General features: G+C 65.4%; 20 protein-coding genes and 1 tRNA gene. 16 read left to right on the forward strand and 5 right to left on the reverse strand.

Annotation, left to right across the window (positions count from 1 at the left end; translation table 11 throughout):
- Nucleotides 1-60 precede the first annotated feature (60 nt).
- Genes ACP69Z_RS09875 through ACP69Z_RS09885 form a run of 3 tightly spaced genes read left to right on the forward strand, consistent with a single transcriptional unit; the run spans nt 61 to nt 3,154 of the window.
- Nucleotides 61-2,007 (forward strand): potassium transporter Kup, encoded by a 1,947-nt coding sequence (locus ACP69Z_RS09875; protein ID WP_426267320.1) that lies wholly within the window; start codon nt 61-63, stop codon nt 2,005-2,007.
- Between the two features lie 51 nt (nt 2,008-2,058).
- Entirely contained in the window at nt 2,059-2,625 is a 567-nt protein-coding gene (locus ACP69Z_RS09880) for a PRC-barrel domain containing protein (RefSeq protein WP_426267321.1), read from the forward strand.
- A gap of 25 nt (nt 2,626-2,650) precedes the next feature.
- Nucleotides 2,651-3,154 carry a 2'-5' RNA ligase family protein gene (locus ACP69Z_RS09885; RefSeq protein WP_426267322.1) on the forward strand — a complete coding sequence of 168 codons (504 nt, stop codon included), beginning with the start codon at nt 2,651-2,653 and terminating at the stop codon, nt 3,152-3,154.
- Here the strand turns inward: ACP69Z_RS09885 and ACP69Z_RS09890 are convergent.
- Complete coding sequence (locus ACP69Z_RS09890; protein ID WP_426267323.1) at nt 3,151-3,579, reverse strand: DUF3775 domain-containing protein; 429 nt, start codon at nt 3,577-3,579, stop codon at nt 3,151-3,153. The two genes, ACP69Z_RS09885 and ACP69Z_RS09890, sit on opposite strands and share 4 nt — an antisense overlap.
- Before the next feature lie 110 nt (nt 3,580-3,689).
- Here ACP69Z_RS09890 and ACP69Z_RS09895 point away from each other — a divergent pair.
- The 12 genes from ACP69Z_RS09895 (at nt 3,690) to fabZ (ending at nt 14,662) form a co-directional block, all read left to right on the forward strand.
- Nucleotides 3,690-3,766 (forward strand) — tRNA-Met (locus ACP69Z_RS09895).
- A 121-nt stretch (nt 3,767-3,887) separates the two neighbouring features.
- On the forward strand, nt 3,888-4,643 hold the full coding sequence (gene rpsB, locus ACP69Z_RS09900; protein ID WP_426267324.1) for a 30S ribosomal protein S2: 756 nt from the start codon (nt 3,888-3,890) through the stop codon (nt 4,641-4,643).
- A 131-nt stretch (nt 4,644-4,774) separates the two neighbouring features.
- Complete coding sequence (gene tsf / locus ACP69Z_RS09905) at nt 4,775-5,713, forward strand: translation elongation factor Ts (RefSeq protein ID WP_426267325.1); 939 nt, start codon at nt 4,775-4,777, stop codon at nt 5,711-5,713.
- A gap of 106 nt (nt 5,714-5,819) precedes the next feature.
- Nucleotides 5,820-6,545 (forward strand): UMP kinase, encoded by a 726-nt coding sequence (gene pyrH / locus ACP69Z_RS09910; protein ID WP_426267326.1) that lies wholly within the window; start codon nt 5,820-5,822, stop codon nt 6,543-6,545.
- Between the two features lies 1 nt (nt 6,546).
- Complete coding sequence (gene frr / locus ACP69Z_RS09915) at nt 6,547-7,104, forward strand: ribosome recycling factor (RefSeq protein ID WP_426267327.1); 558 nt, start codon at nt 6,547-6,549, stop codon at nt 7,102-7,104.
- A 101-nt stretch (nt 7,105-7,205) separates the two neighbouring features.
- Nucleotides 7,206-7,874: a polyprenyl diphosphate synthase gene (uppS, locus tag ACP69Z_RS09920; RefSeq protein WP_426268083.1), complete on the forward strand. Its 669-nt coding sequence runs from the start codon at nt 7,206-7,208 to the stop codon at nt 7,872-7,874.
- Nucleotides 7,871-8,518: a phosphatidate cytidylyltransferase gene (locus tag ACP69Z_RS09925; protein ID WP_426267328.1), complete on the forward strand. Its 648-nt coding sequence runs from the start codon at nt 7,871-7,873 to the stop codon at nt 8,516-8,518. Before uppS ends, ACP69Z_RS09925 begins: the two co-directional genes overlap by 4 nt.
- Nucleotides 8,518-9,672: a 1-deoxy-D-xylulose-5-phosphate reductoisomerase gene (locus ACP69Z_RS09930; RefSeq protein ID WP_426267329.1), complete on the forward strand. Its 1,155-nt coding sequence runs from the start codon at nt 8,518-8,520 to the stop codon at nt 9,670-9,672. Before ACP69Z_RS09925 ends, ACP69Z_RS09930 begins: the two co-directional genes overlap by 1 nt.
- Entirely contained in the window at nt 9,672-10,802 is a 1,131-nt protein-coding gene (locus ACP69Z_RS09935) for a M50 family metallopeptidase (protein ID WP_426267330.1), read from the forward strand. The genes ACP69Z_RS09930 and ACP69Z_RS09935 overlap by 1 nt, the downstream gene beginning before the upstream one ends.
- A gap of 156 nt (nt 10,803-10,958) precedes the next feature.
- Nucleotides 10,959-13,577: an outer membrane protein assembly factor BamA gene (gene bamA, locus ACP69Z_RS09940; protein ID WP_426267331.1), complete on the forward strand. Its 2,619-nt coding sequence runs from the start codon at nt 10,959-10,961 to the stop codon at nt 13,575-13,577.
- Nucleotides 13,577-14,182 (forward strand): OmpH family outer membrane protein, encoded by a 606-nt coding sequence (locus tag ACP69Z_RS09945; protein ID WP_426267332.1) that lies wholly within the window; start codon nt 13,577-13,579, stop codon nt 14,180-14,182. Before bamA ends, ACP69Z_RS09945 begins: the two co-directional genes overlap by 1 nt.
- A gap of 3 nt (nt 14,183-14,185) precedes the next feature.
- On the forward strand, nt 14,186-14,662 hold the full coding sequence (gene fabZ / locus ACP69Z_RS09950) for a 3-hydroxyacyl-ACP dehydratase FabZ (RefSeq protein WP_426267333.1): 477 nt from the start codon (nt 14,186-14,188) through the stop codon (nt 14,660-14,662).
- On the opposite strand, the gene ACP69Z_RS09955 is transcribed toward fabZ, so the two are convergent.
- From ACP69Z_RS09955 to ACP69Z_RS09970, 4 genes are read right to left on the reverse strand one after another with little or no spacing between them, the layout of a single operon-like run.
- Nucleotides 14,628-15,353 (reverse strand): ABC transporter ATP-binding protein, encoded by a 726-nt coding sequence (locus ACP69Z_RS09955; RefSeq protein ID WP_426267334.1) that lies wholly within the window; start codon nt 15,351-15,353, stop codon nt 14,628-14,630. The two genes, fabZ and ACP69Z_RS09955, sit on opposite strands and share 35 nt — an antisense overlap.
- Nucleotides 15,350-16,297 (reverse strand): FecCD family ABC transporter permease, encoded by a 948-nt coding sequence (locus tag ACP69Z_RS09960; RefSeq protein WP_426267335.1) that lies wholly within the window; start codon nt 16,295-16,297, stop codon nt 15,350-15,352. The genes ACP69Z_RS09955 and ACP69Z_RS09960 overlap by 4 nt, the downstream gene beginning before the upstream one ends.
- Nucleotides 16,294-17,052, reverse strand: coding sequence for a hypothetical protein (locus ACP69Z_RS09965; protein WP_426267336.1), 759 nt, complete (start codon nt 17,050-17,052; stop codon nt 16,294-16,296). Before ACP69Z_RS09965 ends, ACP69Z_RS09960 begins: the two co-directional genes overlap by 4 nt.
- Nucleotides 17,021-18,841, reverse strand: a complete 1,821-nt coding sequence (locus tag ACP69Z_RS09970) for a TonB-dependent receptor plug domain-containing protein (RefSeq protein ID WP_426267337.1) — start codon at nt 18,839-18,841, stop codon at nt 17,021-17,023. The genes ACP69Z_RS09965 and ACP69Z_RS09970 overlap by 32 nt, the downstream gene beginning before the upstream one ends.
- Before the next feature lie 304 nt (nt 18,842-19,145).
- On the opposite strand from ACP69Z_RS09970, the gene rpmE reads away from it, so the two are divergent.
- Nucleotides 19,146-19,376, forward strand: a complete 231-nt coding sequence (rpmE, locus tag ACP69Z_RS09975) for a 50S ribosomal protein L31 (protein ID WP_426267338.1) — start codon at nt 19,146-19,148, stop codon at nt 19,374-19,376.
- The last annotated feature ends 14 nt before the right edge of the window (nt 19,377-19,390 follow it).

Genomic DNA, 19,390 nt, shown 5'->3' on the forward strand with positions numbered 1-19,390 from the left:
AACAAGCGGTAGCGCCAGCCGATTGCGGGCAGGGGTCGGCACTGCTAGGGGCCCCGCCCGATGAACGTCACCGCTGAAGGCGCTGCCCAGCCCGCCGAACCGGCGGTGACCGAGGACAGCCACGGCCACCATGTGCAGGGATCGCTCGCCAAGCTGATGCTCGGCGCGGCTGGAATCGTGTTCGGCGATATCGGCACGTCGCCCATCTACGCTTTCCGCGAGACCTTCGCTGGCCACCACACGCTCGAACCCGACCGGCTGCACATCTACGGTGTGCTGAGCCTGATCTTCTGGTCGATGATGATCATCGTGTCGCTGAAGTACGTCAGCATCATCATGCGGGCCGACAACAAGGGGGAGGGCGGAAGCCTTGCCTTGCTGGCGCTGATCAACCGGTCGACCAGCACCACCCGGCGTTGGACTGGCGGGATCGTGATGCTGGGCGTGTTCGCGACCGCGCTGTTCTACGGCGACTCGATGATCACCCCGGCGATGTCGGTGTTGTCGGCGGTTGAGGGTTTGAAGACCGTCAGCCCGATCTTCACGCCTTACGTATTGCCGCTGGCGGTGGGCATTCTCCTTGGCTTGTTCGCCATTCAGGCCCGCGGGACGACCAAGGTCGGTAATCTCTTCGGCCCGGTGATGATCGTCTATTTCGTCACCATCGCGGTTCTCGGTGTGATGCACACCGTGAACCATCCGGCGTTGCTGTTCCAGATGCTGAACCCCGGCAATGCATTGCTCTTCTATTATGCCGAGCCGCTTCCGGCCTTTATAGCCATGGGTTCGGTGGTGCTGGCCGTGACGGGCGCAGAGGCGCTTTACGCAGATATGGGGCACTTTGGCCGCCGTCCGATCCGCTATGCCTGGATCGGCGTTGTGGTCTGTCTGCTGCTGAACTACCTCGGCCAAGGCGCGATGCTGCTGTCGCAATCGCCCGAAAGCGCACGGGAACTGGTCAAGAACCCCTTTTTCTATCTTGCCCCCGAATCGCTGCGCTTGCCGCTGGTTCTGCTCGCAACCGCCGCCACCGTGATCGCCAGCCAGGCCGTGATCACCGGCGCTTTTTCGCTGACGCAGCAAGCGATCCAGCTTGGCTTCATCCCGCGCCTCCGCATTCTCCAGACCAGCGAGACTGCCAAGGGCCAGATCTACATTCCGGTGGTGAACTGGGCGCTGATGGTGGCGGTGGTGCTGCTGGTGATCAGCTTCGGCAGCTCGTCCAACCTCGCGGCGGCCTACGGCATCGCGGTGACCGGAGCGATGTTCATCGACACTCTGCTGTTGGCAGTGGTCTTTTTCTCGCTCTGGAAATGGCCCGCGTGGAAGGCCGTGCCACTGCTGGCGCTCTTCCTGCTGGTCGACATCCTCTATTTCGGTGCCAACCTGCTGAAGGTGCCGGACGGCGGCTGGGTGCCGCTGGTCGTCGGCGTGATCGGCTTCACCCTGCTCACCACCTGGGCAAAGGGCCGAAAGCTGATGATGGACCGAATGGCCGAAGCGAGCCTGCCGATGGAAGTGTTCGTCAAATCAGCCGCCGGCAGCGCCACGCGCGTCCCCGGAACCGCCGTGTTCATGACCTCCAGCGCCAAGGGCGTGCCCCATGCGCTGCTGCACAATCTCAAGCACAACAAGGTGCTGCACGAACGCATCATGCTGCTGACGGTGAGGATCGAGGACGTGCCCAACGTGCCTGAGGAGCGGCGGCTGGAAACGCAGGATTATAGCGAGGGCTTCTTCCGCGTGATCCTGAGGTATGGCTTCATGGATGAGATGAACGTGCCCGACGACCTCGGCAAGCTGCGCGATTGCGGCCCGGCCTGCCGGATGATGGACACGAGCTTCTTCCTCGCGCGCCAGACGCTGATCAGCACCGCGCGGCCCGGGATGGCGAGCTGGCGGGAACGGCTGTTCGCCTGGATGTTGCGCAATTCGGAAAGCGCCATGGAATTCTTCAAGCTGCCACCAAACCGGGTGGTCGAGCTCGGCAGCCAGGTCGAGATCTAGGCCCAAAGGTCAGAGGCGCAACTTTGGGCGCCTCTCCGGCATTGGCGGCAAATGGATCAAACCGCCTCGTGGATCGCGACCGCCGCGACCATCATCGCCGCCTGTTTCACCGCCTCGAACCTTGGCAGCCGGATCACCGGCATCGGCTTCATCATCTTCACCGTCGGCTCAATCGCCTGGTTTACAACCGGGCTGCTGACCGGTCAGCCGGCGCTGGTCTGGACCAATGCCGTCATGACGTTGCTCAACCTGTTCGGCGTGTATCGCTGGCTCGGCCGGCAGGCCAAACTGGAAGAGGGGGCGAGCAAGGCAGCTGAAGCAAGCGCGGCGGCTCCTGGCGATGATTTGTTTCCGGCGTCCAGCCTGACCGCGTCGCGCCTGCTCGGGCGCGGCGGCGAGGTGCTTGGCAGCACGGTGGACGCGATGCTGAGCTGCAACGGTGGCAAGCTGCGCTACCTGGTGGTGGCGCAAGGCGGCCTCGCTGGAGTGGGCGAGACCTTTCGCCGGGTCGACTGGCATTACGCTGGCGTGCAGGACGGTTCGGTGAAGACCGACATGTCCGCCGAGGAGTTCGACCGTTTGCCCGAACTTCAGAAAGATAAGTGGCCCGGAGCGTGAGCGTCTTCGCCAAGGAAGCGAGATCATGAGCGGTGCGCTTATTGTGACGGCAGCGCTTGGAGCTGAGGACTTCGCCTGGCTCGACGGCCAGCGCCGCGCCTACTTCCCGCCCGAGCGCAACCAACTTGCCGCGCACCTCACTATGTTCCACGCCCTTCCGCCAAGCGCAGAAGCAGAGGCGGGTAGGGTGCTGGCGCGAGAAGCGTCTGCGAAGCCGCCGCAAGCGAAGATCGCAGGGCTGATGAACCTTGGTCGTGGAGTCGCCTATCGCATCGTCTCCGACGATCTGGAGGCGATCCGGCGCAACATTGCGGAGCACTTTCACGGCTTCCTCACCGCGCAGGATTCGCAAGGCTGGCGGCCGCACGTCACGATCATGAACAAGGCCGAACCTTCTGCCGCCAAAGCGCTGCTGCGTGAACTGGAGGCGACGTTCAGCCCACGCCCACTCAGGATCGCGGGGTTGGAGCTCCACCGCTACCTTGGCGGTCCGTGGGAACGCCTCGGGCGGTGGATCTTTCGCGGCTAGCTGAGGTCGCCGACCCCGTCGCAGCTGAGCTCGAACGCGGCCATGCCGGCTTCCAGCACGCTTGCCAGCATCGGCATCTCGAGGAACTGGTCGACCACGCCGCCTGCAGCCACCTCGTCGGTGGCTTCGGCCATCGCTTCGTCCCAGTCGGATGCTTCGTAGGTGCCCTGGCCAACCCAGCAGAAGGCAAGCAGTTCGGCCTGCTGATCCTCGCCAAGGTCGTCGATCACCGCACGAAGTTCTTCCTCCACGCCGTCATTGATGTCGTCGTCGAGTACCGACAGGGCTTCTCCGCTATCGTCGTCGTCGACGTTGTCGGCGCCTTCACCCTCGTCATAATCGGAGGGCGTCTGGGCCTCATATTCGCGCGCTCGCAGTATGATGCGGCACAGGGTGTCGAGCGGCGTCAGCGGGTCCATCTTCATTGTTCTCCTTTGCGCCTCCCAACACGGCGCAAAAGCAGCGGTTCCTTGGCGTTGACCGACCGGGACCACCCGCGTATAGGCCCGCCCGCCGTCACGGCACCCCGAACGGGGGCGGAGTAGCTCAGCTGGTTAGAGCAGCGGAATCATAATCCGCGTGTCGGGGGTTCAAGTCCCTCCTCCGCTACCATTCGAAGTGCTAGGGACGGCGACGTCAAAAACCCGCATGGGAGGCATCATAGCCCGGTGCGTGCAGCCGCAAGGTCGCATGTTCCCGCTTCCCAGAGGATCAACCGGAAGGAATTATCCATATGGCGAGCACGCTCGTCTCGATGCAGCAGCTGCTTGAAGCTGGCGCTCACTTTGGTCACCAGACCCACCGCTGGAACCCGCGCATGAAGCCGTACATCTTCGGCGATCGCAACGGCGTTCACATCATCGATCTTTCGCAGAGCGTTCCGCTGTTCGCTCGCGCCCTCGACTTCGTGCAGCAGACCGTTGCCCGCGGCGGCAAGGTGCTGTTCGTCGGTACCAAGCGCCAGGCGCAGGACGCTGTGGCCGAAGCCGCCGGCCGTTCGGGCCAGCACTTCGTCAACCACCGCTGGCTCGGCGGCATGCTGACCAACTGGAAGACCATCTCCAACTCGATCAAGCGCCTCAAGAGCCTTGAAGAGCAGCTCGGCGGCGACACTGCCGGCCTGACCAAGAAGGAAGTCCTTCAGCTCACCCGCGAGCGCGACAAGCTTGAGAAGAGCCTCGGCGGCATCCGTGACATGGGCGGCCTGCCCGACGTCATGTTCGTGATCGACACCAACAAGGAAGAGCTGGCGATCAAGGAAGCCAACGTCCTTGGCATCCCCGTCGTCGCGATCCTCGATTCGAACTCGAACCCTGAGGGCATTGCCTTCCCGGTTCCGGGTAACGACGACGCCAGCCGCGCGATCCGCCTCTATGCCGACGCCGTGGCCGAGGCCTCGACCGCTGGCAAGACCGGCAACCAGCAGCGCCAGGGCGTCGACATCGGCGCAATGGCTGAGCCGCCGGCCGAAGCCGCGCTCGAAGCGTAAGCTTCATCCCCGTCGCATCGGCGACGGATTTCGGTGGAGAGCTGTCACGGTGGTGACGCTCTCCACTGCTTTTCAGATTTTCTCCCCCCAGCTCCTCCCGTCAGCGGGAGGGGAGCAAAAGGAATTCACACATGGCTGACATCACGGCCGCGATGGTCAAGGAACTGCGCGAGCGCTCGGGCGCCGGCATGATGGACTGCAAGAAGGCGCTTGCCGAAAACAACGGCGACATCGAAGCGTCCATCGACTGGCTTCGCGCCAAGGGTCTCGCTTCGGCGGGGAAGAAGGCTGGCCGCACTGCCGCCGAAGGTCTCGTCGGTGTTGCCGTGTCGGGCAACAAGGGCGTGGTCGTGGAGGTGAACTCGGAAACCGATTTCGTCGCCAAGAACGAGCAGTTCCAGGGTTTCGTTCGCGACGTCACCCAGCTTGCGCTGAGCGGCAACGGTGACGTGGACGCGCTGAAGGGCGCCACCATGCCGTCGGGCAAGTCGGTCGAGGAAGCGCTGACCGAGAACATCGCCACCATCGGCGAGAATCAGAACCTGCGCCGTGCGAAGATGCTCAGCGTCGATAACGGTGCAGTCGTGGCCTATGTCCACAACGCCGCCGCACCCGGCATGGGCAAGATCGGCGTGCTCGTCGCGCTCGAAGGCGATGCGCCGGCCGAGAAGCTCGAAAGCCTCGGCAAGCAGATCGCCATGCACATCGCCGCCGCCAATCCGCTGGCGCTGACCGGCGAAGCGATCGATCCGGCTGTGATCGAGCGTGAAGCTGCGATCGCGCGCGAGAAGAACGCCGACAAGATCGCCGGCAAGCCTGCTGACATCGCCGAGAAGATCCTCAAGGGTCCGGTCGACAAGTTCCGCAAGGAAAGCGCGCTGCTGACCCAGGCAGTCGTGTTCGACGGCAAGACCCCTGTGCAGGACTATGTCTCGGCAGAAGCCAAGGCGGCTGGCGGTTCGGCGACCATCGTTGATTTCGTCCGCTTCCAGCTTGGCGAAGGCATCGAGAAGCAGCAGAGCGATTTCGCTGCCGAAGTGGCTGCCGCCTCGGGCGTCAAGCAGGGCTAAGTCGTCCGCTCTCCTCCCTCGGGAGGGGAGAAGATACTTCCCAAGCGGGCGGCGGCGCTTATAGAAGCGCTGCCGCCCGTTTCACATCCGAAAGACCGCCATTCCCATGCCCCGCCGCTTCAACCGCATTCTCCTGAAGCTGTCGGGCGAGGCGTTGATGGGGCCCGGCCACTTCGGGATCGATCCCGACACCGTCGCCGCCATGGCCGCCGAAGTGAAGGCCGCCAAGGAGGCCGGTTTCGAGCTGTGCCTTGTGATCGGCGGGGGTAACATCTTCCGCGGAATGGCGGGCGCCGCCAAGGGTATGGACCGCGCCCAGGCCGACTACATGGGGATGCTCGCGACCGTGATGAACGCGCTCGCGGTGCAGAACGCGCTCGAGCAGATGGGGGTCGAAACCCGCGTCCAGTCGGCGATCAAGATGGATCAGGTGTGCGAGCCGGTGATCCGCCGGCGCGCCGAGCGCCATCTCGCCAAGGGTCGCGTGGTGATCTTCGCCGCCGGCGTCGGCTCGCCGTATTTCACCACCGATACCGGTGCCGCGCTCCGCGCTGCCGAAATGAAGTGCAATGCGCTGTTCAAGGGCACCAGCGTCGACGGCGTTTATTCGGCCGACCCCAAGAAGGTGAAGGACGCCAAGCGGTTCGACACCATCGGCTTCGACAAGGTGCTTGCCGAAGACCTCAAGATCATGGACGCAGCCGCGGTTGCGCTGTGCCGCGAGAACGATATTCCGATCGTCGTCTTCAACGTTCGCCAGCCCGGCAACCTGGCCAAGGTGCTTGCGGGCGAGGGCGTGGCGACGATCGTTCAGGACCAGGAGGAACGTTAAAATGCCAGCCTATGACAAGGCCGATGTGAAGCGCCGCATGGCGGGGTCGGTGGAAGCGCTCAAGAACGATCTTGGCGGCCTTCGCACCGGGCGCGCTTCGACCGCGCTGCTCGACCCGATCCAGGTCGAGGTCTACGGCGCCAAGATGCCGCTCAATCAGGTCGCCACGGTCTCGGTGCCCGAGCCGCGGATGATCTCGGTCCAGGTGTGGGACAAGTCCAACCTCAATGCAGTGGAAAAGGCGATCCGTTCGGGCGGTCTCGGGATCAATCCGATCACCGACGGGCAGATGATCCGCCTGCCCATTCCGGACATGACCGAGGAGCGCCGCAAGGAGCTTGCCAAGCTCGTCAGCCAATATGCCGAAAAGGCCCGGATCGCCGCTCGCAACGTGCGCCGTGATGCGATGGACGCGCTGAAGACCGACGAGAAGAAGAAGGAAATCAGCGAGGACGAGCACAAGAAGCTCGACACCGAGGTCCAGAAGATCACCGACGACACGATCAAGGAGATCGATGCGGCGGCGCAGGCCAAGGAAAAGGAAATTCTCGGCAAGTGAGTTCGACCACCCCGCTGGTGCCGAGCGACGTCGAGGCACGCGATTCCTCGGCCACGCTCGGGGCCGGCGGGGCAGCAATTCCCCGCCATGTCGCGATCATCATGGATGGAAATGGCCGTTGGGCGTCCCGGCGGTCCTTGCCGCGGGTCGCCGGCCACCGTGCCGGGGCCGAAGCCGTTCGCCGCACCATGCAGGCGGCGGTCGACAACGGTGTCGAGGTCCTGACGCTGTACGCCTTTTCCAGCGAGAATTGGCGGCGTTCGGAAGATGAAGTCAGCGATCTCAAGGGGTTGATGCGCTTCTATCTCGAGCGCGAGCTTGGCACGCTGCAGAAGGAAAAGGTTCGCCTCAAACTGATCGGCGAACCGGCGGCGTTCGGAAACGAGCTTTACGAGCGGCTGCAGCAGGCGGTCGATGAGACCCAAGACAATGATCGACTGACGCTGGTTGTCGCTCTCAATTACGGCAGCCAGGCCGAGTTGGCGGGAGCGGCAAAAGCACTCGCGCGCGGCGTGCGTGACGGCACGGTCGATCCCGAAAGCATCGACATCGCCGCAGTCGAGGGACTGCTCCACACACGCGATCTGCCGCCGCTCGACCTCCTGATCCGCACCAGCGGCGAGGTCCGGCTCTCGAATTTCCTGCTGTGGCAGGCGGCTTATGCAGAGCTGCATTTTGTCGACACCTTGTGGCCCGACTTCGACGAGGCAGCGTTTGGCGCGGCATTGGGTGAGTTCGCGCGCAGGCAGCGGCGGTTCGGCGGGCGATGAGCGAGATCGCGCTTCGTACTATCACCGGCGTGCTGATGATCCTGACGGCGCTCACCGCCGAATGGTTCGGCGGCACCGCCTTCGCCATCCTGGTCGCTGCCGCCGCGACCGCGATCTACTACGAGTGGGCCAAGATGGTCCGCGGCTGGGGCCTGGGCTGGCACCTTAGCGGCTTCGTCTTCGCGCTGCTGCCCGCCCTGTCGCTGCTGTGGGTGCGCGAACGGGCAGGGGTGCCGGCGGGAAGTCAGGGTTTCGAGCTCGTCCTGTGGGCGTTCATCGTTACCTGGAGCGCCGACATCGGTGCCTTCTTCACCGGCCGGACCTTTGGCGGGCCCAAGCTCGCGCCGACGATCAGCCCGAACAAGACCATCTCGGGTCTGATCGGGGGCCTGATCACCGCCACCCTGCTGGGCGGAATCTGGGCGCAGAACCAGGGCCTGCACTGGGCCTGGCTGCTGCTCGCCCCGATCTTCGCCTTTGCCGCGGCGATTGGTGATCTGTTCGAAAGCTGGATGAAGCGTCGTGCCGGGGTCAAGGATAGCGGGCGTATATTGCCGGGACATGGCGGCGTGTTCGACCGCCTCGACGGTTTGGTGCCGGTAGCCGTGCTGACCGCGGTCGGCGTGATGGCGGGCCTCGGCTGATGAAGCGGGTCGCCATCCTTGGCGCGACCGGGTCGATCGGCAGCTCGACCCTTGATCTCGTCGAGGCGGAGCCGGACCGCTTCGAGGTGACCGCGGTGACGGCGGCTAGCAACGTCGCCGACCTTGCTGCCATCGCTCGCCGTACGCAGGCTTCGCTGGCGGTTATTGCCTACGAAGCGCGCCTGGGCGAGCTTCGCGAAGCTCTGGCTGGCACCAACATTCAGGCCGCGGCAGGTGAGGGCGCATTGGCCGAAGCCGCGCTATCGGCCGACTTGGTGGTGGCCGCAATCGTTGGCACTGCCGGCCTCGCTCCCGTCATGGCCGCGGTGCGCGCTGGACGCACGATCGGGCTCGCCAACAAGGAAGCTCTGGTCTCCGCCGGTGCGCTGATGATCGAGGAGGCCAAGCGCTCTGGCGCCACGCTGCTGCCGATCGATAGCGAACATAACGCCATCTTCCAGTGCCTTGCGGGTCAGGATTGCGACAAGGTGGCAAGATTGATCCTGACCGCCAGCGGCGGTCCGTTCCGGACCTGGAGCGCCGATGACATGGCGCGGGCGACCCCGGCGCAGGCGGTGGCCCATCCCAACTGGTCGATGGGCGCCAAGATCAGCGTCGACAGCGCGACCATGATGAACAAGGGCCTGGAGCTGATTGAGGCGCATCATCTGTTCGGGCTGCCCGAAGAGCGGATCGACATCGTCGTCCACCCGCAGTCGGTGATCCACAGCCTGGTCGAATATGCCGACGGTTCAATGCTGGCGCAGCTTGGCAGCCCTGACATGCGGGTGCCGATTGGCCACGTCCTTGCCTGGCCCGAGCGGATGGCAACGCAGGCGCGGCGCTTGGACCTGCTAGAGGTCGCGCGGCTCGACTTTGAAGCCCCTGACGACCGCCGCTTCCCTTCACTCCGGCTGGCCCGCGAAGCGCTTCGCCGCGGCGGCGCGGCGCCACTCACGCTCAACGCGGCCAATGAGGTAGCGGTTGAAGCCTTCCTTGGCGGCGCCATTCACTTTGGTGACATCGCGGCAACCGTAGAAGAACAGCTGGAGCGGCTGGACCAGCCGCTGCCGGGTTCGATTGACGAGGTGCTTGCGCTTGATGCCGAAGTGCGCCGACACACGCGGGAACGCTTCCAGGTGGATGCAAACTGATGCTTGAGACGCCGCCCCTGTGGTTCCTCGCGCTGGCGTTCCTGGGCGCGATCGGCCCGCTCGTCTTTATCCACGAGTTCGGCCACTACATTGTCGGCCGCTGGTTCGGCATTGGGGCCGAGACCTTCTCGATTGGCTTTGGCCGCGAGGTTGTTGGCTGGACCGATAAGCGCGGCACCCGCTGGAAGGTCGGCTGGCTGCCGCTCGGCGGCTATGTCCGCTTCACCGGCGACATGAATCCGGCCAGCATGGGCCAGAACCTCGATCAGCTCAGCCCCGAGCTTCGCGCTCGAAGCTTCCATGCCAAGCCGGTGTGGCAGCGCGCGATGGTCGTATTTGCCGGACCTGCCGCCAACTTCCTCCTCGCCATCCTGATCTTTGCCGCTTTCATCGCTGCCAATGGTGCGCCGCGAATGCCGGCAATCGTTGCTTCGGTGCTTCCGGGATCGCCCGCCGCAACGATAGGGCTTCAGCGCGGTGACAAGATCGTCGGGATCGACAGCAAAGAGGTTCGCCGTTTCGACGACCTTGCCGACTACAGCCGGCTTCGCCCGAACGAGGACGTGCTTCTCACCATCCAGCGGCAAGGCCGGACGTTCACGGCCGCCACTCGGCTGGCGGAAGTGACCGAAGCCGATCGGTTCGGCCAAACCTACCGCGTCGGACGGCTCGGCGTTGCCACTGGTGAGCGGGTGTTCGAGCCCGTTCCTGCCTTGCAGCTGGTGCCGGAGGCAGTTGGGATTACGGTCTCGACGATCGAGAACACCGCGCTTGGGCTGTGGCAGATCATCACCGGGCGCCGGCCGCTGCAGGAGCTGGGTGGTCCGATCAAGATGGCGCAGGTCGCCGGCCAGGTCGCCAGCATTGGGTGGTTCGAGTTCGTCCAGCTGATCGCCTTTTTCTCGATAAACCTCGGGTTCATCAACCTGCTGCCAGTTCCCATGCTCGACGGGGGTCATCTGGCGCTCTACGCGGTTGAGGCGACACGTCGCCGACCGCTTGGGGCCCAGGCGCAGGAGTGGCTGTTTCGCGGCGGGTTCGCCGCCCTCATGACCTTGATGCTGGTTGCGACCCTCAACGACCTCGCGTCGGTGGGCCTGTGGCAGACATTGGGGCGATTGTTGGGCTAAGCCTGCCTTGAACAATGAGGGTTGGCGCGGCAGGGGCCCGCGTCTAGTAGCGTCGCGGGCATTTTCAGGTGTCCGAAGGCGTCACCCATGTCACCTCAACGCTGGTGGGGACAAGATTACGTGAGTTCGAAAGGCGACAAGGCTTTGATCAATCGCATGAGGGCGACGCTTCTGCTCGGCACCATTATCGGTGGCTGGGCTTCACCCGCGCTCGCCCAGCAGGCCGCAGCGCCCGCTCCCGCGACGGCGGCAACGACGACGCAGCCCGCGCCAGCAGCGGCGGCGCCGACTGCGCCGGCGGTTCAGCAGCGCACCATTCGTTCCATCTCGGTCCAGGGTGCCCAGCGCCTCGAGGCCGAAACGGTGCGGTCCTATGCCGGGCTCAATCCGGGCGACACCTACGACACCGAGAAGCTCGATGCGGCGATCAAGGCGCTGTATGAGACCGAGCTGTTCGCCGATGCCCAGATCCAGGGCGCGGACACCGGCAACATCGTGCTGGTGGTGCGCGAGAACCCGGTGATCAACCGCATCGTGCTTGAAGGCAATAAGCGCATCAAGGACGACAAGATCCTGCCCGAGATCCGGCTTGCGCCGCGGCAGATCTTCACCCGCACCAAGGCCCGCAGCGACGTCGAGCGGATCATCGAGCTCTACAAGCGCCAGGGCCGCTTCGCCGCGCAGGTCGAGCCCAAGGTCGTGACACTCGACCAGAACCGCGTCGACCTGGTGTTCGAGATTTCCGAGGGCGACAAGTCCAAGGTCCGGGCGATCAACATCATCGGCAACGAGCAGTTCGACGATGGGCGCCTTCGCAAGGAGATGTTCACCCGTCAGAGCGGCGGCGTGCTGGGCTTCCTAAAGTCCAACGACAGCTATGATCCCGACCGCCTTGCGGCCGACCAGCAGAAGCTGCGCGCCTTCTACCTGACGCAGGGCTATGCCGATTTCCGCGTCGTGTCGGCGCTGGCCGAACTGACGCCCGATCGCCGCGACTTCGTGATCACCTACGTGGTGGAGGAGGGCAAGCGCTACAAGTTCGGCGACATCACCGCCGAATCCGAACTGCGCGACTTCAAGCCGGAGCTGATCGTTCAGCTTGCCGGCGTGAAGAAGGGCGACTGGTTCAACGCCAAGGCGGTCGAGGATGCGGTGACCCGCATGAACGAGGCCGCCGGGCTGCTCGGCTATGCCTTCACCGAGATCGATCCCAACTACGAGCGCAATGCCGAGACCCAGACCATGGGGATCGCGTTCCGGGTCGGCGAGACCCCGCGCACCTACGTCGACCGCATCAACGTCAGCGGCAACACCAGCACCCGCGACAAGGTGATCCGCCGTGAGTTCCGCGTCAACGAGGGCGATGCCTTCAACACCGTCAAGGTGAAGCGCAGCCAGGACCGCATCCAGAGCCTCGGCTATTTCCAGGAAAAGCTGGAGATCAAGCAGGAGCAGGTCGCGCCCGACCGCGTCGCGCTCAACGTCGAGGTGGAAGAAAAGCCGACCGGTCAGCTCCAGCTGTCGGCAGGCTATTCCAGCCTCGAGCGGTTCATCCTTGCTGCCAGCGTCGAACAGAACAACTTCCGCGGCATGGGACAATCGCTGTCGGCCGGGATCAACTATTCGCGCTATTCCAAGTCGATCCAGCTCGGCTTCACCGAGCCCTATCTGTTCGACAAGCAGATCTTGCTTGGTGGTCAGGTGTACCGCCGCGACTTCAACAGCTTCAACTTCATCGGCAACGAGCGCAACCGCACGTACAGCCAGATCCAGACCGGTGGCGGCATCTCGCTCGGCTTCCCGGTCAACGAGTTCATCAACTTCGGCACGCGCTACACGCTGAACTTCGACAACATCACGTTGGCGAACCGGCCCGAATTCTTCACTGATGGGCAGTGCGACCCGCTCAAGGCCGGCCAGTACCTTTGTGACGAAATCGGCAAGCGGACGACGTCGCTGATCGGCTACAGCGCGGTGTTCGACAACACCAACGGCATCCGCGCCACGCGCGGGCAGCGGCTGTCGTTTAGCCAGGACTTTGCCGGTCTTGGCGGCGACGTGCGTTACATCCGCTCGCGGGCCGAAGGGACGAAATATTGGGGCATCGGCAGCGGATTCATTCTCTCCGCGCGTGCCGAGGGCGGCTACATCCATCCGCTGCAGGAAGCCAAGCGTCCGGGGCTTGATCCGATCCGCATCTCGGACCGCTTCTTCACCCCCCAGCTGCGCGGTTTCGACATCCGCGGCATTGGTCCGCGGATCCGTCGCACCAGCTATTCCGCTGACGCCAGTGCGCTGCTGGATGATAACGGTCAGATCACCGACGCGCTTGGCGGCCGGGCTTATTATTCGGGCCGGCTCGAGCTTGAGATCCCGCTCGGTGCAGGTGCGCGCAACCTCGGTCTTCGGCCCTCGGCGTTCGTTGATGTCGGCTCATTGTTCAAGCTGCGCACGCCCAATCTGCTCGATCGGCCGGGCACCTGTTTCTACGTGCCCGCAGCAACCGGAACCACCCCGCCGGCGCCGCAGGTGCTCAATCCCGGTCAGACCAGCGCCAATTGCGCCGCTGCGCCGACCGGGACCGCGCTCAGCTTCCAGCCCGGCTATCGCGAGGAATTTCTTGGCAATAGCGCCAAGCCGCGCCTTGCGATCGGCTTTGGCGTGAACTGGACCTCGCCGTTCGGGCCGCTTCGAATCGATCTCGCCAAGGCCCTGCTCACGCAGGAAGGTGATGATCCCAAGCTCTTCCAATTCAACGTAGGGACTGCATTCTGATGACCAACAAGCTCCTTCTCGGCCTCGTTGCGGCAGCCGCCGTTGTGTCGCCGGCTGCTGCCCAGAACCGACTTCCCCCCGCTGTCGTAGCGGTTGTCGACTCGGGCCGCGTTTACTCCGAATGCACCGCCTGCCGGGCGGCGCTGACCCAGCTTCAGAGCCAGGCAACGGCGCTGCAGACCCGCCAGCAGGCGCTCGTTGGCCCGATCCAGACCGAGGGTCAGGCGATCGAAGCGGCGATCAACGCGCTTCCGGCGGCTCAGAAGCAGAACCCGCCTGCCGCTCTGCAGCAGCGCGTGCAGCGCTGGCAGCAGTCGCAGCAGACCGCGCAGACCGAGCTGCAGGGGCTCCAGACCCGCCTGCAGTCGACGCAGGCGCACGTCCGCCAGCAGCTCGACGCGCGTCTTGGTCCAATCATCAATCAGGTGATGACCAGCCGCGGCGCGAACATCGCGGTCGACACCGATGCCACGCTGGCCCGTGCCAATGGCGTGGACGTCACCAATGACGTGCTCACCGCGCTGAATGCGCAGGTGCCGTCGGTCAGCGTCACCCCGCTCCCGCAGCAGGCGCAGCCGGCTCAGCAGCGTCCGACCGGCCGTTAAGCCATGAGCGAGGGGGAGGGCGCCGCCACGGCTGTCACGCGTGACATCCGCCAGGTCATGGCGGCGCTGCCCCATCGCTATCCAATGCTGCTCGTCGATCGGGTTTCCGAACTCGTCGTCGACGAGCGCATCACCGCCATCAAGGCGGTGACCATCAACGAGAGCTTCTTTCAGGGGCATTTCCCCGGCCGTCCGATCATGCCGGGCGTGCTGATCGTCGAGGCGCTGGCGCAGGCCGCCGGCGTGCTGGCAGTGGAAAGCCTCGGCCTCGCGGGTTCGGGTAAGCTCGTTTATTTCATGGCGATCGACGGGGCGAAGTTCCGCACCCCGGTTGAGCCGGGCTGCCTGCTCGAGCTGAAGGTCAGCTTCGTCCAGAAGCGTTCCAGCGTCTGCAAGTTCGCTGGGCAGGCGTTTGTCGACGGCAAGCTCGCCGCCGAGGCCAATTTCACGGCGATGATCGCCGATCCGCCAAAGGCCTGAGCGCCCAGCCGGCTTGCGCGGGCTCGACTTCGAACACCGACGCGAAGTCGGGTGACGCGAGCAACTGCTCCGGCGGCAAATCGGCGACCAACCGGCCGTGGTCGAGCATCCACACGCGATCGAAGCGATGCAGCAGCGTCAGGTCGTGGAGTGCCAGCGCAATGCCGGCGCCCTCACGGGCAACTTCATCCAGCAGATCGAGCGTTCGAAGAACCCAGGCGGGATCGAGGTTGGATAGTGGCTCGTCGAGCAGGAGGAGCCGCGGGCGTTCGGCGAGGGCCCGGGCGAGCAGCGCCCGCGCGCGTTCGCCGGTGGACAGGCGGTCGATCGTCCGCTCCGAAAGGTCGGTCAGCCTGAGCCGTTCCAGCAACTGATCGACGCGGGAGGGGTTGGGTCTCGTGAGGCCGAGAGCGATGACGTCGCGGACCGGTATCGGCCATCTCACATCGCGGCTGGCGGGGAGAAAGGCGAGGAGCTTTGCTCGGCGGGCGGGCGGGACGCGTTCCAGCAATTCGCCGGCCACTCGGGTCTTTGAGCCCACTGCTTCGATCCCGGCTAACACCTTCAGCAGCGTGGTCTTGCCGCTGCCGTTGGGCCCGATCAGCGCGACGCGTTCGCTGGCTGCGATCTCAAGGCGCATCGCTTGGAGACGCGGTGGAACGGCGACATCGGCGTCGAGGATCGCCGTCATGACGCCAGTCTCCCGCGCATGCCCAGCAACACCCACAAGAACACGGGCGTTCCGATGCTCGCGGTCACGACTCCGAGGGGAATGGTGCGGCCGAGCGGCGCGAGGCGGGTCAGCAGGTCGGCGGCGACAAGGATGATCGCACCGATCAGCGCTGCGGGAAGAAGCGCTTGGCCTGGGTGACCGCGGGTCAACCGCCGTGCGATAACCGGTGCGATGAGGCCGACAAAGCCGACGGCGCCGCACACGGCCACGCACGCGCCGACGGCGATGGCGGAAAGAAGTACCACCTGCCCCCGCAGCCGCTCGGGCGCCACCCCCATCGAGGCGGCGACGTCCTCGCCAAGCGCGAGACGATCGAGCGCGCTGGCTTGGCGAGTGAGGAAGGCTGCCGCGACGAGAGCCGGGAGAAGCGCGGCGGCAGCCTGGCCAAGGCTGCGATCGACCAGGCTGCCCATCAGCCAGTCGAAGGCTTCGTAAAAGGCGAATGGTGAGGGGGCGAGCGCCAGCGCGAGGCTGGTGACCGCTCCGGTAGCGAGGCTGATGGCGAGACCTGCCAGGAGCAGGGTGGCGGCGTCTGGCCGCCGTCCGGCCACCGCAAAGAGGAGCAGCAGGGCAAGTCCGGCACCGGCAGCACCGCTGACGCCCATGGCCAAAGGTGAGGCTAGGCCGAGGAAGGTCGATCCAACCACGGCGCCGAGCGCTGCACCGCTGCTCGCGCCGGTGATGTCGGGAGAGGCGAGGGGATTGGCGAAGAGGGCTTGGAGAGCGGCGCCGGTCAGTCCCAGGACCGCGCCATAACCCAGCCCCAACAACAGGCGAGGAAGCCGGAGCTCGATCAGCACCAGGTGTGCCAACTCCTCCGGCCCTCGCAGCGGTGCAAGCGGCAGGAGCAGCGCGGCGGCGCAAAGCGCGAAGGCCAACAGCAAGGCGGCGCCGGTTTTCATCGCGCGGCCCAACGGGCACGAAGGCGGGCGACCTCATCAAGCATGGGGAGCCCGCCGCAGGTCCAGGGCCGCCCGTCGGTTAATATCGTCCGCGGAGCAAGGCGCTTGACGAGCGGGTGGTCGAGCCAGGCGGCTCCCCGGCTCGCCTGACCGGCGCGATAGTTGCTGCGGATCAGCCATTTGGGCGGGCTCGTTGCCAGCGTTTCAAGGCTGAAGCGGCTGTTCGGCAAGGCTGGCTGGCGGAAACCCGCGAGCGCCAGCCATGACGCGCTGAGCCCTTGCGGCGACAGGCTGAGGCCGCCGCCACCAAGGAACGCGCCATCCTCCAGACCGGGCCGTGTTGCTTCAAGCCGCGCCAGTCGCTGGCGGTAGGGAAGGGCGGCTGCGGGTCGTCCGACCAGCGCTGCCACCTGCGCTGCCTGCGCGACAACCTCCTGCGGGCTCGAAGGATAAGGTAGCTCGATCAGCCGCGCTCCGAACCGCCGAGCGAGCGCCTCCCGCGCGCCGCCCGCTCCGCCCATCGCAAGGATAAGCTGCGGGCGAAGCGCAATCACGCTTTCGAGCTTGCCGTCATTCGCCCGATGGGTTCGCGCCGCCCGCCACAAGGCCGTTTCGCGCGGCGAGTGGCTGAGGTGGCTGACCGAGACGATCTGCCGCGGCTCGGCCAGTAGCAGCAGCAGCTCGTCTGTGCACAGGTTGAGTGACGCGACCCGCAGCGCCGCGTCAGCGGCCTGCACCAAGGCGGATGCCGGCAAAGACGCTCCTCCCTTCTGCGCGATAGCCGACGACGTCGACCACCTGGCGGTCGAAGACATTGGCGACCCGGCCGAACAACTCAACCGTGGGTGCGACGCGGTAGGCCAACCGGGCGCTGCCGAGCCAGTAGGACCGCAGCCGTACCAGCGGCGCTGGAAAGAGATCGAAATCACGGTCGAGCCGAGCGCCGGTGTAGCTTAGCGCAGCGCCATAGCTGAGGCGCCCAAGCGCTCCATCGGCTGCCACGGAGCCGCTGTGGCGGGGCCGTCGAAGCTCACGCCCGGCAGGCTCCGAGGCATCGAGATAGGCGTAGGTGGCCGAAAGGTTGAGGTGCTCGCCGCCCCTCCAGCCAGCTTCCACCTCGACGCCTTCGCGCTTGCTACGGCCGCTGGCATTGACCGCGGACATGAAGTCGGCGCTGGAGACGATCTCATCGCGCAGATGCTGGCGATAGGCGGTGACCGCCCCTCGCCACTGACCGGAGACAGCACGCAGCGACACTTCGCCGCCGCGGCTCCGCTCCGGCTTCAAGGCAGGATTGCCGAGGTAGCTGCCGGGAAAGAAGCCGTAGAGATCGAAGAAGGTCGGCTGGGCGATCCCTTCGCCCCAGCTCCCGGCCAGCTGCAGCCCGCCGCCAAGCGCAACCAAGGCGCCAGCGCGAACGGTGGTTGCGTCGCGGAAGTCGCTGAAAGCATCATGGCGGAGGGCCAATGTGGCAATCACCGGGCCGGCTTCACCGCGATATTCCGCCGTCACCGCCGACTGGTCGCGTTTGCGGCGCTGGTTGGTGAAGCCGCCGAAGCTGGTGTCCGACGCGGTAAACCGCTCGCCGGTCCATTCGCCCGCAACGGTGAGGCGATGCGCCATCCCAGCAGCGTTCAGCTCACGGGCAACGTCGGCAGTAAAGGTGTCGCGGCGGCCGCCTGTGCGGTTCTGCTCCACATCGGCGAGCAGGTTGCGGTTGCGCGAACCAAGCCGCGAGGCGCCGATCGAAAGCGTCCAGCCATCGTCCCCGAACCTCGCGCCCAGCCCCCCGGCAGAAAGCCGGTTGCGGCTGCTGTCGGCGGTATCCGCGCGCAGAAACGTGGCCGGATCCGACCCGTCGAACTCACTTCGAGCAGCGATCCCGAAGCCCGACGCGCTGAGGGTGAGCGGGCCTTTCTGCCAATCGAGCCGACCGCGCAGCACCGCGTTTCGGTAACCGTCGCGGTCGCCAGGTCCGCCAGCAAAGGCGTTGATGCCGCGCGCGCCTTGCACGCCCGCACCAAGCCCGACAGTTAGACCACCGCTCTGGTAGCCAGCCGATCCGCCGATCCGTGCAAATCGCTGGCTGCCCGCTTCGCCAATGGCGTTGACGCCGTTTCGTGGTGCGGCGCTCACGGAAATCACGCCCCCGATGGCTTCGCTACCCCACAAGGCCGACTGCGGGCCGCGGACGATCTCGACCCGGTCGGCTAAGTCGGCCGAGAGCAGTTCGAAGCGCGGCTCGTTGCCCGCGGCTGGATCGTTGGCCCGGATTCCGTCGATGAACAGCAAGGTGTGGTTCGCCTCGGCCCCGCGCAGGCGAACCTGGCTCTGCGATCCGGCTGGCCCAGCAACGGCGAGGCTGGCGGAGGGGGTGAGGCGAAGCAGACTGGCAAGCAGGGGTTCGCCCTGGCGTTCGACCGTCACAGGCTCGATCAGGCTGACGCTGGCCGGCGACGTGTCACGGCGCTCGCCGCCACGGGCGGCAGTGACGATGATGGTGTCCGCCGCCACCGGCGGAGGAGGAAGGTCAGAGAAAAACAATGATATACTCCCGGCAACTTGACACGTTTTCGCAAGTCGTCGCGGAGGCTTTTGCCACGTCTTCCGCCTGGCCCCGGACGGTTGAACGGACGACGGTTCAGGCCGAGTATCGGACTTGCCGGCGTTTGTTCGCTGGCACACCGTTCCGGGCAGAGCGCCGGGATCGCACCGGCTTCCTCGGGTCTGAACCCGCGGCGCTTGTCCGTCGCGGCGGGCCTTCTTGTCAAGCAGGCGGTGCTCGGCTAGGGGGCGGCGACCTTTTCAAGGCTGGTCGGAACCAGCCACATCCACAAGGACACGACCCATGAAGAGCGGTACCCACCCCGACTATCACTTCATCACCGTTGAGATGACCGACGGCACGAAGTTCCAGACCCGTTCGACCTGGGGCAAGGAAGGCGACACCCTTCACCTGGACATCGATCCGACCGCTCACCCGGCGTGGACCGGTGGCACCGGCAAGATGCTGGACGCGGGCGGCCAGGTGGCGCGCTTCAACAAGCGCTTCGGCGGCCTGTCGCTCGGCAAGAAGTAAGTCGAGCCTCTACC

The sequence above is a fragment of the Sphingomonas sp. LHG3443-2 genome, from assembly GCF_049896405.1.
Taxonomy (GTDB): domain Bacteria; phylum Pseudomonadota; class Alphaproteobacteria; order Sphingomonadales; family Sphingomonadaceae; genus Sphingomicrobium.

What these genes read in the sequence shown, in the direction of transcription:
- rpmE (WP_426267338.1), top strand. Translation starts at nt 19,146, where the DNA reads ATGAAGAGCGGTACCCACCCCGACTATCACTTCATCACCGTTGAGATG.
- rpsB (WP_426267324.1), top strand. Translation starts at nt 3,888, where the DNA reads ATGGCGAGCACGCTCGTCTCGATGCAGCAGCTGCTTGAAGCTGGCGCT.
- ACP69Z_RS09960 (WP_426267335.1), bottom strand. Translation starts at nt 16,297, where the DNA reads ATGAAAACCGGCGCCGCCTTGCTGTTGGCCTTCGCGCTTTGCGCCGCC.
- tsf (WP_426267325.1), top strand. Translation starts at nt 4,775, where the DNA reads ATGGCTGACATCACGGCCGCGATGGTCAAGGAACTGCGCGAGCGCTCG.
- ACP69Z_RS09890 (WP_426267323.1), bottom strand. Translation starts at nt 3,579, where the DNA reads ATGAAGATGGACCCGCTGACGCCGCTCGACACCCTGTGCCGCATCATA.
- frr (WP_426267327.1), top strand. Translation starts at nt 6,547, where the DNA reads ATGCCAGCCTATGACAAGGCCGATGTGAAGCGCCGCATGGCGGGGTCG.
- ACP69Z_RS09945 (WP_426267332.1), top strand. Translation starts at nt 13,577, where the DNA reads ATGACCAACAAGCTCCTTCTCGGCCTCGTTGCGGCAGCCGCCGTTGTG.
- pyrH (WP_426267326.1), top strand. Translation starts at nt 5,820, where the DNA reads ATGCCCCGCCGCTTCAACCGCATTCTCCTGAAGCTGTCGGGCGAGGCG.
- ACP69Z_RS09955 (WP_426267334.1), bottom strand. Translation starts at nt 15,353, where the DNA reads ATGACGGCGATCCTCGACGCCGATGTCGCCGTTCCACCGCGTCTCCAA.
- ACP69Z_RS09925 (WP_426267328.1), top strand. Translation starts at nt 7,871, where the DNA reads ATGAGCGAGATCGCGCTTCGTACTATCACCGGCGTGCTGATGATCCTG.
- ACP69Z_RS09885 (WP_426267322.1), top strand. Translation starts at nt 2,651, where the DNA reads ATGAGCGGTGCGCTTATTGTGACGGCAGCGCTTGGAGCTGAGGACTTC.
- ACP69Z_RS09930 (WP_426267329.1), top strand. Translation starts at nt 8,518, where the DNA reads ATGAAGCGGGTCGCCATCCTTGGCGCGACCGGGTCGATCGGCAGCTCG.
- ACP69Z_RS09935 (WP_426267330.1), top strand. Translation starts at nt 9,672, where the DNA reads ATGCTTGAGACGCCGCCCCTGTGGTTCCTCGCGCTGGCGTTCCTGGGC.
- bamA (WP_426267331.1), top strand. Translation starts at nt 10,959, where the DNA reads ATGAGGGCGACGCTTCTGCTCGGCACCATTATCGGTGGCTGGGCTTCA.
- uppS (WP_426268083.1), top strand. Translation starts at nt 7,206, where the DNA reads ATGGATGGAAATGGCCGTTGGGCGTCCCGGCGGTCCTTGCCGCGGGTC.
- ACP69Z_RS09880 (WP_426267321.1), top strand. Translation starts at nt 2,059, where the DNA reads ATGGATCAAACCGCCTCGTGGATCGCGACCGCCGCGACCATCATCGCC.
- fabZ (WP_426267333.1), top strand. Translation starts at nt 14,186, where the DNA reads ATGAGCGAGGGGGAGGGCGCCGCCACGGCTGTCACGCGTGACATCCGC.
- ACP69Z_RS09875 (WP_426267320.1), top strand. Translation starts at nt 61, where the DNA reads ATGAACGTCACCGCTGAAGGCGCTGCCCAGCCCGCCGAACCGGCGGTG.